Annotated in this window: 23 protein-coding genes; 1 reads left to right on the forward strand and 22 read right to left on the reverse strand. The window is 68.0% G+C overall.

Annotated features, from left to right (window positions below):
- Window positions 1-27: 27 nt before the first annotated feature.
- From AB0D08_RS00290 to AB0D08_RS00375, 18 genes are all read right to left on the reverse strand, one after another.
- Window positions 28-420 carry a hypothetical protein gene (locus tag AB0D08_RS00290; RefSeq protein WP_359885772.1) on the reverse strand — a complete coding sequence of 131 codons (393 nt, stop codon included), beginning with the start codon at window positions 418-420 and terminating at the stop codon, window positions 28-30.
- Between the two features lies 1 nt (window position 421).
- Window positions 422-778 carry a hypothetical protein gene (locus AB0D08_RS00295; RefSeq protein WP_359885773.1) on the reverse strand — a complete coding sequence of 119 codons (357 nt, stop codon included), beginning with the start codon at window positions 776-778 and terminating at the stop codon, window positions 422-424.
- Window positions 775-1,959 (reverse strand): hypothetical protein, encoded by a 1,185-nt coding sequence (locus tag AB0D08_RS00300; RefSeq protein WP_359885774.1) that lies wholly within the window; start codon window positions 1,957-1,959, stop codon window positions 775-777. The genes AB0D08_RS00295 and AB0D08_RS00300 overlap by 4 nt, the downstream gene beginning before the upstream one ends.
- A 1-nt stretch (window position 1,960) precedes the next feature.
- A complete protein-coding gene (locus tag AB0D08_RS00305; RefSeq protein ID WP_359885775.1) occupies window positions 1,961-2,170 on the reverse strand; it encodes a hypothetical protein in 210 nt (69 codons plus the stop codon).
- On the reverse strand, window positions 2,167-2,589 hold the full coding sequence (locus tag AB0D08_RS00310) for a hypothetical protein (RefSeq protein WP_359885776.1): 423 nt from the start codon (window positions 2,587-2,589) through the stop codon (window positions 2,167-2,169). The genes AB0D08_RS00305 and AB0D08_RS00310 overlap by 4 nt, the downstream gene beginning before the upstream one ends.
- Window positions 2,586-2,936 carry a hypothetical protein gene (locus tag AB0D08_RS00315; protein ID WP_359885777.1) on the reverse strand — a complete coding sequence of 117 codons (351 nt, stop codon included), beginning with the start codon at window positions 2,934-2,936 and terminating at the stop codon, window positions 2,586-2,588. Before AB0D08_RS00315 ends, AB0D08_RS00310 begins: the two co-directional genes overlap by 4 nt.
- A 2-nt stretch (window positions 2,937-2,938) precedes the next feature.
- The gene (locus AB0D08_RS00320; RefSeq protein ID WP_359885778.1) at window positions 2,939-3,400 is read right to left on the reverse strand and encodes a toprim domain-containing protein; all 462 of its coding nucleotides are present in this window, start codon (window positions 3,398-3,400) and stop codon (window positions 2,939-2,941) included.
- 31 nt (window positions 3,401-3,431) lie between these two features.
- Window positions 3,432-3,851: a CHC2 zinc finger domain-containing protein gene (locus tag AB0D08_RS00325; RefSeq protein ID WP_359885779.1), complete on the reverse strand. Its 420-nt coding sequence runs from the start codon at window positions 3,849-3,851 to the stop codon at window positions 3,432-3,434.
- Window positions 3,848-3,997 carry a hypothetical protein gene (locus AB0D08_RS00330; RefSeq protein WP_359885780.1) on the reverse strand — a complete coding sequence of 50 codons (150 nt, stop codon included), beginning with the start codon at window positions 3,995-3,997 and terminating at the stop codon, window positions 3,848-3,850. Before AB0D08_RS00330 ends, AB0D08_RS00325 begins: the two co-directional genes overlap by 4 nt.
- A complete protein-coding gene (locus tag AB0D08_RS00335) occupies window positions 3,994-4,374 on the reverse strand; it encodes a hypothetical protein (RefSeq protein ID WP_359885781.1) in 381 nt (126 codons plus the stop codon). Before AB0D08_RS00335 ends, AB0D08_RS00330 begins: the two co-directional genes overlap by 4 nt.
- A 57-nt stretch (window positions 4,375-4,431) precedes the next feature.
- Window positions 4,432-5,310 (reverse strand): AAA family ATPase, encoded by an 879-nt coding sequence (locus AB0D08_RS00340; RefSeq protein ID WP_359885782.1) that lies wholly within the window; start codon window positions 5,308-5,310, stop codon window positions 4,432-4,434.
- Entirely contained in the window at window positions 5,311-5,700 is a 390-nt protein-coding gene (locus tag AB0D08_RS00345) for a deaminase (protein WP_359885783.1), read from the reverse strand.
- A 67-nt stretch (window positions 5,701-5,767) separates the two neighbouring features.
- Window positions 5,768-6,205, reverse strand: coding sequence for a hypothetical protein (locus AB0D08_RS00350; RefSeq protein WP_359885784.1), 438 nt, complete (start codon window positions 6,203-6,205; stop codon window positions 5,768-5,770).
- A gap of 36 nt (window positions 6,206-6,241) precedes the next feature.
- A complete protein-coding gene (locus AB0D08_RS00355; protein WP_359885785.1) occupies window positions 6,242-6,388 on the reverse strand; it encodes a hypothetical protein in 147 nt (48 codons plus the stop codon).
- Window positions 6,388-6,885: a hypothetical protein gene (locus AB0D08_RS00360; protein WP_359885786.1), complete on the reverse strand. Its 498-nt coding sequence runs from the start codon at window positions 6,883-6,885 to the stop codon at window positions 6,388-6,390. The genes AB0D08_RS00355 and AB0D08_RS00360 overlap by 1 nt, the downstream gene beginning before the upstream one ends.
- 106 nt (window positions 6,886-6,991) lie before the next feature.
- On the reverse strand, window positions 6,992-7,954 hold the full coding sequence (locus AB0D08_RS00365) for a hypothetical protein (protein ID WP_359885787.1): 963 nt from the start codon (window positions 7,952-7,954) through the stop codon (window positions 6,992-6,994).
- Entirely contained in the window at window positions 7,948-8,280 is a 333-nt protein-coding gene (locus AB0D08_RS00370) for a hypothetical protein (protein WP_359885788.1), read from the reverse strand. Before AB0D08_RS00370 ends, AB0D08_RS00365 begins: the two co-directional genes overlap by 7 nt.
- Window positions 8,281-8,628: 348 nt before the next feature.
- Complete coding sequence (locus tag AB0D08_RS00375) at window positions 8,629-9,078, reverse strand: hypothetical protein (RefSeq protein WP_359885789.1); 450 nt, start codon at window positions 9,076-9,078, stop codon at window positions 8,629-8,631.
- Between the two features lie 144 nt (window positions 9,079-9,222).
- On the opposite strand from AB0D08_RS00375, the gene AB0D08_RS00380 reads away from it, so the two are divergent.
- Window positions 9,223-9,561, forward strand: coding sequence for a hypothetical protein (locus tag AB0D08_RS00380; RefSeq protein WP_359885790.1), 339 nt, complete (start codon window positions 9,223-9,225; stop codon window positions 9,559-9,561).
- 58 nt (window positions 9,562-9,619) lie between these two features.
- Here the strand turns inward: AB0D08_RS00380 and AB0D08_RS00385 are convergent, their stop codons facing one another.
- The 4 genes from AB0D08_RS00385 to AB0D08_RS00400 form a co-directional block, all read right to left on the reverse strand.
- Window positions 9,620-9,829 (reverse strand): hypothetical protein, encoded by a 210-nt coding sequence (locus tag AB0D08_RS00385; protein ID WP_359885791.1) that lies wholly within the window; start codon window positions 9,827-9,829, stop codon window positions 9,620-9,622.
- 17 nt (window positions 9,830-9,846) lie between these two features.
- The gene (locus tag AB0D08_RS00390) at window positions 9,847-10,794 is read right to left on the reverse strand and encodes an N-acetylmuramoyl-L-alanine amidase (RefSeq protein WP_359885792.1); all 948 of its coding nucleotides are present in this window, start codon (window positions 10,792-10,794) and stop codon (window positions 9,847-9,849) included.
- A gap of 69 nt (window positions 10,795-10,863) precedes the next feature.
- A complete protein-coding gene (locus AB0D08_RS00395) occupies window positions 10,864-11,217 on the reverse strand; it encodes a DUF2746 domain-containing protein (RefSeq protein WP_359885793.1) in 354 nt (117 codons plus the stop codon).
- On the reverse strand, window positions 11,214-12,503 hold the full coding sequence (locus tag AB0D08_RS00400; protein WP_359885794.1) for a tail fiber domain-containing protein: 1,290 nt from the start codon (window positions 12,501-12,503) through the stop codon (window positions 11,214-11,216). Before AB0D08_RS00400 ends, AB0D08_RS00395 begins: the two co-directional genes overlap by 4 nt.
- Between the last annotated feature and the right edge of the window lie 34 nt (window positions 12,504-12,537).

A 12,537-nucleotide genomic window follows, 5' to 3' on the forward strand; every position in this document is an offset into this window, starting at 1 on the left:
TTCTCACTTACACACGGGGCCGTCGAGCTACTCAGTCTCGATGTCCTCGGGGTTGTCGTAGCCGTCCACGTACGGGACGCCGTTGAGTTGGGCGGCCATCTTGCCGACGCCACGCTCGGTGCTCTCCTGCGCGGACTGCTTGCGCACGCCGCGGGCCTTGCCGATCTCCTCGAACGTCCAGTCCAGGCCGTACCGCAGGAGGAGCGACTGGCGCTCCAGGACGGTCAGCGGGGCCGTCTTCCACGCCTGCCGGATGTCGGAGAGGTGAGCCATCAGCGGGCTCCCCTTCTTCTTGTCGACGAAGCCCTTCGGCATGTCGGCGTCCGGCCGGGTCTCGTTCTTGAGGCCGTAGGCCGCGCCCTGGTCCCAGACGGCCGGCAGCAGGTGCTCGACCAGGGCGCGGTTGTATCCAGCGGACAAGTCAGTCCACCGCCGGGTTGAACTTGGCGAGCTCCGCCTCGTACGACCGGTTCTTCCGCAGGTGCGTCGCCTGCGTTTTGAACTTGTCCCGCAGGAGTCGGTACCCGCGGAACGTCAGCACGCCGATCGGCTTCTCCATCGTGGCGAGCACCTCGTGGACCATGCTCGACCTGGACGCGAACTCGATCAGGAGCTCCTGCTCCATGTCCCCGGCTTCGACGGCCCCCTCGTAGTCCCGGGCGAAGGAGCGTGCGGCGCTCTTGGCCGCCGTGGCCACTTCGTGGACCTCGATGAGGGACCAGTCGGTGACGGCCTCCTCGATGCTCTGGCTCGGCTCGATGTCGACGATCTCGATCAACGCACTACCTCCTTCGTGTTGGTCTCGCCGGCGCTGGTGACGGCAACGATCAGGCCCGGGGCCCCAGTGGTGCCCTTGGCGTGCCGCCACCAGGTCGACTCGGATTCCATGGCCGGCGGCTGGACGAACGTCCGGAAGCCGTCGGTGTCGATGAACTCGTGGTGCAGGTGGCCGGCCACCAGGAGGTCGGCCTGGTGCATCGCCGAGGCCCGGTTGAACGCCTGGCCACGCCACCAGTCGAAGTGCTTGCCCGGCCGCCACTGGTGGCCGTGGGCGTGGGCCACGACCGTGCCCGAGCAGTCGACGACGACCGTCAGCTCGTCCGTGTCCGGCACGAAGAACTCGGCGTGCCCGAAGCGCTCCGGGTGCAGATCGGCGGCGTCCTTCACTGCGATCAGGGACTCGGTGTCGTGGCTGTCGTCGTACCGCGTCACGCCCTTGCCGTTGAACCGGACGGCCTCGCCGTGGTTGCCCGGCACCGCGGCCATCGTGACCCGCTCGACCAGCGGCGCGAACAGGAGGAGGGCGTGCAGCATGACCCGGCGGGTCAGGCGGATCTGCTCGGACAGCGTCAGGGGCGTCCGCCAGACGTTGGCGCCGGCCTGCGAGACGAAGCCCTCGATGTGGTCGCCGAGCCAGGCGACGTGCACGTGCCCGATGTCGAACCGGCGCCGGTACTGGCCGAGGAGCTCGGCCGCCTTGTTGAGGCACTCGACCGTGCGTCGCAGAGTGCCCTCGACGCCGTCACCGTCGATCTTGCCGAACTGCATGTCGCCGAGCAGCACCAGGAAGGTGTGATCCCCGGAAGCGCGCTCGAAGTTGACGATCGGCCGGCTGTCGACGGCCGCCAGGAGCTCGCCGAGGTCAAGCGGGGCCGCGCTGGACGACCCGCGCCGGGCGTACGTGAAGCGGGTCGAGACGCCGGTCTCGCCGTTCGCCATCGTCCACTCCGAGGACCGGAAGCCCGTCGCCGTCCAGTCCACGGGGTCGAGGCCCTGCGTTCGCAGGAAGGCCGTGGCCGCGTCCTCGTCGACCTCGTTGGCGGCACCTCGCACGGTCACCTCGGCGACCTCGCCGGACACCTCGATCTGCCGGGTGAAGTCGCGGTCCGGATCGGTCTGCCGGGCCGGCACCGCGGGCCCGACGGGCTTCGCCAGGAGCTCGTCTCGAAGGTCGCTCAACTTACACACTCGCTTCCTGGCGAAGGGCTCGCCGGTAGGTACGGATCGTGGTGGCGGACACCTCGTGTCCGTACTTGCGGAGGACGCCGGCCAGCCAGTCGGCCGACGTCTCGCCCAGCAGGTGGGGCACCAAGGCAAGCTGTTCGCCCAGGCTCATCGAGTCGAAAATGGCGGCGAGGGACGGGCCGGGATTCCCCGGCAGGCCGCTCACTCCGCCTCCTCGGGGTAGATCAGGCAGAGGCCGGCGTCGTACTCGGTCGAGCCGTAGAAGTAGGAGTAGTGCTCCTCGAACCACGACTCGATCAGGTAGCGCCCCGGACGGACGCCATCGGTGAACGAGGTGCCGTCCTCGCCCAGGTCGGGCCGGTGGAAGAACAGGTCGAGCCCGTCCTCCTCGTGGAACACCACGTCGCAGGCGACGTTGCCGTACGGGCCGAGGCAGTCGTCGGTGTGCTCGACCTCGAAGCCGTCGTCGGGGTGCTCGTGGACGACCAGCCAGTGCGGCTGGCCAGCGGCCGGCACCTTGCCCGGGTAGATCATCGCCGGCAGGACGTTCGCCACGCCCAGGTCGGCCAGGCCGGACCACGGATCAGGCTCGCGGTCGACCAACTCGAAGAGGGCCAGGGTCACTCGGACCTCCGGTCGATGTCCTCGACCGCGGAGATGGCCTCGGCGGCGAGCAGGACCAGGGCCCGGCGCACGTCCGCGTCGTCGACCTCGCCGAGGGCCGCGAAGGCGTCCTCCAGGATCAGGCCGTCCTTCCCGAGCGTGCCGGCGACCGACCGAGCTGCGTTGATGGCTGACCAGCGGCCCTCCTGCTCGACGTAGTGAAGCCGTCCAGACTCGGAGTTGAGCCCGCCCCGCAGGGGCAGGGGCTCGCCCTGCCGGTCCTTCACCAGCGCCTTGATCTCCGCCAGGATCGCGGTCACCGGGTCGGCCTTGCGCCCTCCGCGCTTCGCCGTCGTCATCTCGGTCAAGCTCAGTCCTCCTTCTTGATCAGCGCGTACAGCGCATCAGCGCCCCCCGCGAGGTAGGTGTCGGTCACGTCGCCCTCCCGCAGTCGAACGCCCTTGGCGGACCGCAGCGAGCGGCTGATCTTGCTTACGAGCTCGGCGCCCGCGTCGTCCGGATCGCCCCAGACGTAGACCCGGTTGAAGCCGGCCAGCATCCGGCGGTGCCGGCCGGCCCACATGTTCGCGCCGGGCATGGCCACCGCGTGCAGGCCGATCTTCCGCAGGATGATCCGGTCGAGCTCGCCCTCGGTCACGTGGATCACGTCGTCGGCCTGGTGGACCGACTCGATCCCGTACATGCGCGGCGGGTCGTCCTTGATCGTGTTGTACTTCCCGTGGAAGAAGTCCCGGTGGGTGTGCTCCTGGAGGCAGCGGAACCGCACCGTGAGGGGCTGGCCGTTCCGGTCGAGATAGGGGATCGCCAGCATCCCCCGGAACCTCTCGTGACCCGGGTACGGGTCAGCGACGACGCCAAGCCGGGACGTAACCGCTTCCTCCCGACCGATCCCCCTTGCGAGCAGGTAGCCGGCGACCTCGGGCGTAACGGCTGCCTGATAGCTCGTCACCGCCTCCTCCAGCGCCTCCCGCTGCGAGACCGAGAGTGGCTGCAAAGGTGCGTGCTCCGACAAAGTCCGTGTCCTCCTTCTTCATGATCAGCGAGTAGCTGTCGCCCCCCTCACCGCAGGAGTGGCAGCGCCACAGCCCCTTGTCGGTGTTGAAGCTCATCGACGGTGTGTTGTCCTCGTGAAGTGGGCACCGGACCATCCCGGTCGCCCGCAGCGGGTTGCGCCCGACGTCGTAGTGGTCGAGCAGCTCGCCCAGGTCCGGCTTCTCGTCGCCGCCGGACTCGTCCCGGTCGCCGACCCGGCTGAACCTCATGCGACGCGCCGCGCCTGGAAGGCGCCCCGGACCGCGTCGTAGCCCAGCTCCTCCAGCGCGTCTTCGGCCGGCAGCTCCTCGTCGAAGCCGCCCAGGATGCGGATGTCCCGCAGGTCGGCGGCCTCGGTCACCTTCGCCTTGATCACGCCTCGCCCCCGAGCTCGAAGTACCGCTCGACGGTGGTGAGCACGAACGCCTGGCGCCAGCTCTTGCCCCGGCGCTTCACGACCACGATGCCGTCGACCTTGGCCGGGTCCAGGCCGCGGTGCTTGGCGAAGTTCGCGGCCTCGCGCTCCATCTCGCAGATGAACACCCCGGGCTCGAACTTGGCGTTCTTGTTCTCGATGACCAGGAAGTAGCCGTCGTCCTCGCGGATGACGTTGTCGCCCTCGTCGTCCTTGCCGGCAAGCCGGAGGCGCTCGATGTCGAAGCCCTCCTCGCGCATGCCCTGGTTGAAGTCGATCTCCCAGTCGGCGCCCTTGCGCTTGTTCCGCTTGTTCCGTGCCGCCACTGCATTGGTCACACTTACACACCCCTCCCGGAGAGAAGCGGCCGAAGCCGCGTCCGTGCTGTCTGTTGGTCAGGAGCCCATGACGGCATCCGCTGGGCTCCAGGCAGGCTCCGCCTGGAGGGGCGCCGGCTTCGAGCGAAGGCTCAGGTCGAGCTTGGCGAAGCGCGTCACCTCGGGATGGCAGCGCATCGAGGCGTACCGCTTGGCCGTCGGGTCGCACGGGCCCATGCGCTGCTTGATGACCGCGACGCGGTACTCCAGGCTGTTCGGGTCCAGCGCGACGGAGAGGCTCAGCTCCGGCTTCTCGGACAGGCCGCCCTTGACCTGGTCTCGCGACGGCGGCGACCAGGGATCGGTCTTGGCCTCCCACGCCTTATCCGAGGCGTGGTGCAGGATGATGACGGTCGCGCCGGTGGCGCGGGCCAGCTCGGTCGCGTTGCTCATGACGGACATCTGCTCGGTGTAGTCCGACTCGGCGCCCTCGAAGTCCATCAGGTTGTCGAACACGATGACCTGCGGGTACTCGTCCCAGAGCTCGACGTACGCCTCCAGCTCCTCGTCCACTGCCCGCCACGTAATGGGGGAGCCGAACGAGAAGGTGAGGCGGCTGCCGGCGAGCGCCTCCAGGTACGCCTGGCGGTATCGGTCGCCCTCGGCCATGCCGGCCTCGACCATCTCGGTCGTGTCGCCCGTGGCCATCGATGCCAAGCGGGACGACGCCGTGAAGGCGCTCATGTCCGCCGAGAAGTACAGCGTCGGCAAGTTCATCGTGGCCACCCAGAACAGGGCGAAGCCGGACTTCTGCGTACCGGACCGACCAGCGATCATGACGACTTCGCCGTGCCGGGGCCGGCATCCCATGGCGTACAACGCCTCGAACGCCTCGACGCGCGGGAGCTCGCGGCCGGACTCGGCGTGCAGCGCCAGGGACCTTGCAGGGTTGAGCACTTACTCTCCTCTCACGACCACGCGGCGAATGCCCGCGGCCTCGATCAGCGTCTGGCAGGCCGGACACGGCCGGCGGGTGACGTACAGCGTTGCCCCCGCCAACTCGTGCGGGTCCGCGTGGTAGATCGCGTTCGCCTCGGCGTGCACCGCCGGGCAGTTCGAGTAGTCGGCGTTCCGGGCGCACTCCTCGATCGAGAGGCGCCCGCGCGGGCAGTTGCCCGCAGAAGCGCAGCCAGGAAGGCCGGCAGGGAGGCCGTTGTACCCCACGCCCAGCACGCGGTGCGTGCGGCTCAGGAGCACGGCGCCGACCTGCGCTCGAACGCAGTCGGCCCGGCTGGCCACGGCCTCGGCAATGGCCAAGGCCCAGTCGTCCCACGAAGGACGGCTCACTCTCTCCTCCTTCGGTGGAGCGGGGGCCGGTTCGGAACCGGCCCCCTGCTTCTCACTTACACACCGGTCAGTCGAAGTCGGGCGCGTCGTCCAGGGCGGCGTTCACCGCAGCCTCGCGCTTGGTGGCGTAGTCGACGACGTCCTGACGGACCGACGCCGAGGCGACCGGGCGCCACACCCAGGCCGGACGCTGACCCGGCTTCTTCGGCGGGATCTGGTCGAGGGTCACGATCGTGGCCGAGCCGACCATGTCCGCCAGGTCGCGGGCCAGGATGGTCTGCTCGATCCTCTGGCCCTTGGCGATCTGCGGGGTGCCGGCCGCGAGGTCGGCGTCGGACTGGAAGACCGAGACATCGGCCAGGATGCTGTCCTTCGGCCCGTTCGGGGTCGGCCGTTGGCGGTCGAAGCCCTTCACCTCGATGAGGATGGCGACCGCGCTGTTGTTGTCGGCCGGCTTGAACCAGCCGCCACCCTGGGTGGGGATGTCCATGAAGTTGAGGCTCAAGAGTGATGCTCCTTTGTTCGGTGTACCGGTGATCGGTTAGCGGTTGATGCAACGTGCGGGCATGTCGCCCGCCTTGGAGTAGGACCACAGGCCGCAGGGCGCGGAGGTCCAGACCCACACGGAGCCGACGATCAGCACGAGGCCGAGCAGGGCTGCCGCGAGGGAAGACAGGCGGTCTTTCATCAGGCGGCCAGGGCCTTGCCCTTGCTCTTCCAGGCGGCCATCACGGCCGGGTCGGCGAAGAAGCTCTGGTTCTCGGCCCACAGGCGCTTGAGCGAGTCCCGGTCGGGCTGCTTCTCGATCTCGCCGAGAATCCAGGCGTTCGGGTCCTCCGCTGCCGGCTCGGGCCCGGACGCCTTCGGGGCCCAGTTGCTGGCCGGCGCCGACTGAGCGGCAGCCGCCCACGGGTCACCGGTCGGCGCGGCCGGCACCGCGGACTGGCTCACGGGGATGATCGTCGCGCCCAGCATGGCGGCGATGTTGCCCTTGCCGTGCGCCAGGCTGGTCGCGTTGACGACCACCTCACTCAGGGTCAGGCCCTCCATCGCCTCGGGCGGGAAGCCGAAGTACGCGGCGATGTCCTCGCGCACTTCGTTGGCGCTGCCCTTGAAGACCGCCCAGGTCTCCTCGTAGCCCTTGCCGTACTTGATGGTGACCGTGATGCCCCTGTTGTCGCTCACTCGGTGATCTCTCCTCTCGTCGGTGTCGAGTTCAACTTACACACCATGAGATTGATGTGCAACTTGGAACTCCCTGGCGAGGTTGCCCTCGCTGTTGAAGTTCAACTTACACACCCACAGCGTCAGAAACAACTTCGGGTGCCGTGACCTGGCCCACGAACGGGCGCATGGCGTTGCGCGTCCCCCGCATCTTGCGGATCTGGAGCGCGAGCTGAGCAGCAGCCCAGCCGATGTTGAGGTCGACCCAGTAGGGGGTGCACTCACCCTTGCCTGCCGGCAGATGGATGATGATGCCCCAGTCCTGGTTGACCGACGGCAACGCGGTGTACGCCTGGGCGGCCTCTTCGGCTGGCACGGCGGTCTTCTTCCAGGCTGCGAGGGCCTTCTTGTCCGTCGTGTCGATCGGGAAGCGCGTGTGGTCGTAGAGCTCGCCGCGCGAGTACACCGCGAGCTGACTGGCCATCTTGAGGCCGCCGTACTCGACCGAGCCGGTTTTGAGGTCGCCGATGAAGTGGCCCTCGATGTGGTTGCCGAACGGGTCCGGTCCGCTGTACCGCAGCATGCGGTCGAAGGTGCCGGCGGTACTCAGCTCGTTCACCACGACGAACTGTTCGACGGCGATGACCTCGAAGTCAACGGTCGCCATCATGTAGGCCGCCATGTCCCGCATGTCCTCGGGAGTGGTGCCGGCCGGCAGGGCCTCACCGCGGTCTACATACTCGGAGAGAGTGTGCAGGTGCGTCCCCCTCTCCCGCTTGTCGTTGGCGCCTGAGACGTCCGTAGCGCGCTCGGCGAGGGCATTGAGCTGCTGCTTGTCCTCGCCTGCCTCAGGGTCGAGTCCGCGCGCCGCGTCGAGGAGGCTGGGCTGCCGGGAGGCGCCGATGAGGACCATGCGCTTGCCCCAGGCGATGAGGCTGCTCTTGTCCTCGATGCAGTCGATGAAGGTCGTCGTCCTCGTGTGGCCGACGGGCCTTCCGCCGACCCGAGGGACCACAAGAGGTCGATCCCACCCGTCCCGCGGAACCTTGCGGGTGTTGTCGGGCGCGGGCAGATCGATGAAGTTCAGCAAGCGGCTACCTCCAGGGTCGCAGGGATTCGTTCAACGAGGTCGGGCAGCGTGATCGGCAGAAGGATGCGCCCCTTGAGGATGAGCTCCTTGTGGGGCGGATTGTGGATGATCGGCGTCAGGTACAGGCGAACAGCTCCGTTGGGAAGGATCTCAGGCTCGCACTCGTCGTCGTCCATGAGTTCAAGGCCGAGGCGCCTGAGGATCTCCAGCAGTGCCCTCATGATGCGCGGGCTGTACTCGGGCAGGGCGTCGATGTGGAAGTCGCACTCGGAGCTGTCGGCGTAGAAGGTGATCAGGCCGTCAGCCGTGGTGGTCGTGGTCGTCAAACCCGAGAAGGTTCTCCCCCTGCTCGAAGTGGTTGGTCATTCACTATCGCCCCCTCGTGTGTGTAAGTGGAACCGCAAGGGATCAAGTTCTACCCGCTGCCACACCCGCAGTCAAGGAGTTGTAACGCTCAGGTAATGGGCCCGTCCCGCGCCCGATCATCGCACAACCGTTCGACCGCCGGAAGGGGTTAATCCGCTTGCACGTTGCGTAACTATTGCAGGTGGCAGGTGGTGTAGATAGCCACTCTCCGTGACTTGTCGGAGGGGTGCGCTAGCTTGCTGCGTGTTGGGAAACATGAATCCCCCTGCGGTCGTGCCGGCAGGAGGATTCAGTCGGAGAGTGGTGCGTCAGTCGCGGGATTGGCGTCCGGTCTTGGTTGCTGGCTGGCGAACGATGTCCCGATCGGAGGGCTCGCGGTGAACGTAGTGGAAGCCTTCCTCGGTGTCGGGATCGTAGTAGACGACGGCGTTCTCCTCGTCCAGCATCTGGAGCCAGGAAGCCAGGCGAACGGCATCAGCCTCGGTGAGCTCCTTGCCCTCGCGGCGGCGGGCTTCTGCACGAAGCATGATGACCGGGAAGGACCAGCGATGTTCCGCCTTCACAGCCCAGGGGATGAGCTCCTCGTCCCGTGTTAGGCGGCGATCTAGGCCGCGGCGCCGCCGGAAATTCCCCCACATCGAAGGAACGGTCTCGATGTTGTACTTCCGGCGGTACTCCTCCACCATCCAGCTGTACGTTCGCCCCTCCTCGAACCAGCGAAGAACCTCGGTCTCGTCGACGATCTTGCTAGCGGCCATCCCTCCTCCTTTCAACCTAAATTTCACATGGAGCTCATACACTTGCACACTGGCTAGATGATCGTCAAGCTGTAGCTGTGCAAGTGGTTACCCTTGCATGGTGACACCTTGACAGTGGGTGCGGGACGCGAAGGAGGAGGGGAAGTGGCCACGATTACCGTGTGCGATGAGGACATGACCGAAGTGGGGAAGCCGACCGAGAGCTACACCATCACGAGCGGCGACCGCACTGTAACGAAGGATCTCTGCGCGGACCACGCGGCCCCGCTGGAGGCCCTACTAAGCGGACAGTCAATGCCAGCGACTGCCACGCTGGCGCTGACTGGGGGCGGGGAGACCCCGGTCGAGTCGAAGCCCGTCAGCCGGCCGCGGAAGGCCGCCACTGATCCGAAGCCACTGCCGGCGCCAGCCCGGCCAGCCCGCCGCCGGCCGAAGATTCGCACCGTCGAGGAGATCGAGGCGGAGAAGAGCGGTAAGTCTTGAGACACAGAGAAGCCCCGTCGACCGAACAATAGTCGACGGGGCTTCGTTGTATCCGAGGTCACTCGGTGGCGGCGTCCTCCTCGGCCGGCTGGCCGTTCGGCTGGGCGTAGACGCCAAGGGCGGTCAGCACCTGGACGGCTGCTGCCACGCGCGGCTCGTCGCCGAAGTAGAGGACGGCGATGCCGGCCAGGGTGCCGAGCAGAGCGACGACGGCCTTGGCGTACGGCTGGGCCTTGACCGGCAGGAGGGGCAGGATCAGGGTCTTCAACGGGAGTGTCCTTTCTCTCATCGGGATGCAGCCGCCGCGCTCTTCGGGCCCCAGACGCCATCGGCGGTGACGCCGAGGGAGTGCTGAGCCGCGATGACGGCCGTCTTGGTCGCCGGGCCGTACGCGCCGTCCACGGACAGGTGTCCGTACCCGCGAGCGTTGAGCCAGGTCTGGAGGTCGCGCACCGCCTGGCCAGAGCTACCGACGCCGAGCACGGCGGTCGGGATCGGGAGCCGGCTGTACGCCGCGACGCCGGCCGCAGTCTGGGGGCCCCAGACGCCGTCCACCGCGACGTGCACCGCACGCTGGGCGGCCTTCACGGCCTCCTCGGTGGCCGGACCGAAGTCGCCGTCCACGTTGAGCCGAGCGAGGCCCTTGACGTTCAGGAGGGCCTGGAGGGTGCTCACGGCCTCGCCCTTGTCGCCGCGCCGGAGGACGAGCGCAGACGGGTTCGGAGCCGGAGCCGGAGCGGGGGCGCCACCGGAGACGGGCATGCCGGCCTTCACCCAGGCGTAGAGCTTCGGGCCGGGGCAGTCGGTGGCGAAGCCGTCCTTGTGTCCCATCTTGGCGAGGGTGCGGTTGGCCCGGTCGCACGCCTCGTCGTACAGCGCGCGGGTCGCGGCGAGGGCCGCCTCGGACGGGGCCTGGTCGCCGCCGACGGCCACCTGCACGCCGATGCCGGAGCGGTTGTGGTTCGGGCAGTGGGCACCCTGGAGGTTCCAGCCGCGGCCCTCGTAGACGTTGCCGGCCTGGTCGACGACGAAGTTGTAGCCGACGCCCGACCAGCCGTTCGCCAGGTGCTCGCGCTCGATCGCCTGCGGGATCGAGTTGCCCGTCCGGGTGATCGGGGTCGCGCCGTCGTAGTGGACGAAGAACTCGGTCCGCTCGCTGATGGCGACGGTGTTCGGGGTGCCGTTCCAAGGCTTGGCGCCCCAGGCTGCACGGGAGATGACGTTGACGGACAAGGTGATTGCCTCCAGGAATGACGAAGGCCCCGCCGGGTAGGCGGGGCCAGGGATGGATGGATGGATCGGTCAGCGGTCGAGGCTGATGTGCTTGTCGAGGCGCTCGGCGACGGCCAGGCGCTCGGAGCGCTCGTGGGCGACCTCGCGGCGGAGGTCGTGCAGGGCCTCCTCGTGGCGGGCCTGGCCGTCGAGGACGCGGTCGAGGCCGGCGATCACACGGTCGAGGTCGTCGCGCAAGTTCGTGCTGTGCGTGTTGGCGACCTGGTCCCGGGCCTCCTGCGCGTGATCGCGCACCTCGCTGATCGCCCGCCCTTGGCGCCGCAGGAGCTCGACCACGACCCCGACCGCAGCCACCGTGACGGCGCCGGCGGTGGTGACGATGGCGCCCTGGACCGAGGCGTCGATGGCGATGAGTTGGCTCACCGGGCACCCCCGGCCAGCTCCGCGACGACGCCGGCAAGGTGGTAGACGGCGGCCTCCAGGCGCTCGATGCGCGCCTGCTGGTTCTTCGCGACGTCAAGCAGGGCCAGGCCGAGCAGGTCGTAGCGGACGCTGTCGATCTCGCCGTCCTTGCGGATGACGATCTCCGGGACGAGCTGGTCGACCTCCTCGGCGATTAGGCCGTACTCGTCCTTCTGGCCCGGCGTTACGACGCCGTCCTCCTCGGTGTCCTTCCGGTCGTAGACGCGAGGCTGGAGCGCCAGCACCTTCGCGGGGTCCACGGAGTAGTCGCGGACGTTCTTCTTGAACTTGATCGAGGAGGTGTTGCGGCAGAAGTTGTGGTTTCCGTCGACCCACACCGCGTACCAGCCGGAGCCGGCCGGCGTGTACGAGTGCGGCCGGTCAGAGCCGTTCGCCCGGTTGATCGTGCCCCACCACTCCAGGTACTGGCTGTGGTAGTGGGTCGCGGGGGTGTACTCGTTCGGGATCTCGCTCAGCGACCAGAAGGAGTGCTGGTGGCTCGACGGGGGGAACTGCGTCGGCTTGTCCGTGAGCACGTTCCAGGAGTGGGTGTGCGTGCTCGGCGTGAACGAGGTCGGCTTGTTGGTCACGTCGTTGTAGTCGATGACGTGCGTGTGGGTGCTCGGCGGGAACGTGGCCGGCTTGTTGGTAACGCTGGTCCAGGAGACGATCGGCGCGAGGTCGGCCCACGCGGTGCCGCTCCAGAACTCCCACTTCGCGGTGGTCGAGTTGTAGCCGAGCTTGCCGAGTCGTGGAGTGGCCGGCCGGGTCGCGGTCGACCAGGTGCCGACTCGTGTGCCGGCGAAGCGCCGGTCATCGGTGACCGCGGTCGCCGCGATGTTGGTGACGTTGGCGCCGACCGCGACCAGGCCGAGCGACACCTCGAAGATGTCGGTGTCGGTCTGGGTCAGTGCCGGCGCGGTGCCGCCCGCGGCCCCCTTGAGCACGACCAGAGTGATCCCGTTCGTGGTGGGGTTGAGCCGCAGGATCACGCGGTCGGTCCGGGCGGTGGTGTCGGCCGCCGCGACGGTGAGCACCTCGACGGCCGTGCTCAGGAAGGCGTGTCCGCGCACCAGGTGGAAGCCGGGCTGGACGAAGACCTTCATGCCGGAGCCGTCGGCGGAGACCTTGAGGTCGAGACTGTCGGCTGACGCGCAGACGCCGGAGTCCTGGAGCTCGCGGAAGAGCTGCGAGAACTGGCTTTCGGTGGTCGCCTGACCATCGAACGGGTAAGAGCTGGTGGCCACTTAGGGGCTCCCTCCTTGGGGAATGGAAAGGCCC

This window comes from Kitasatospora sp. NPDC048540 (assembly GCF_040651175.1).
GTDB lineage: Bacteria > Actinomycetota > Actinomycetes > Streptomycetales > Streptomycetaceae > Kitasatospora.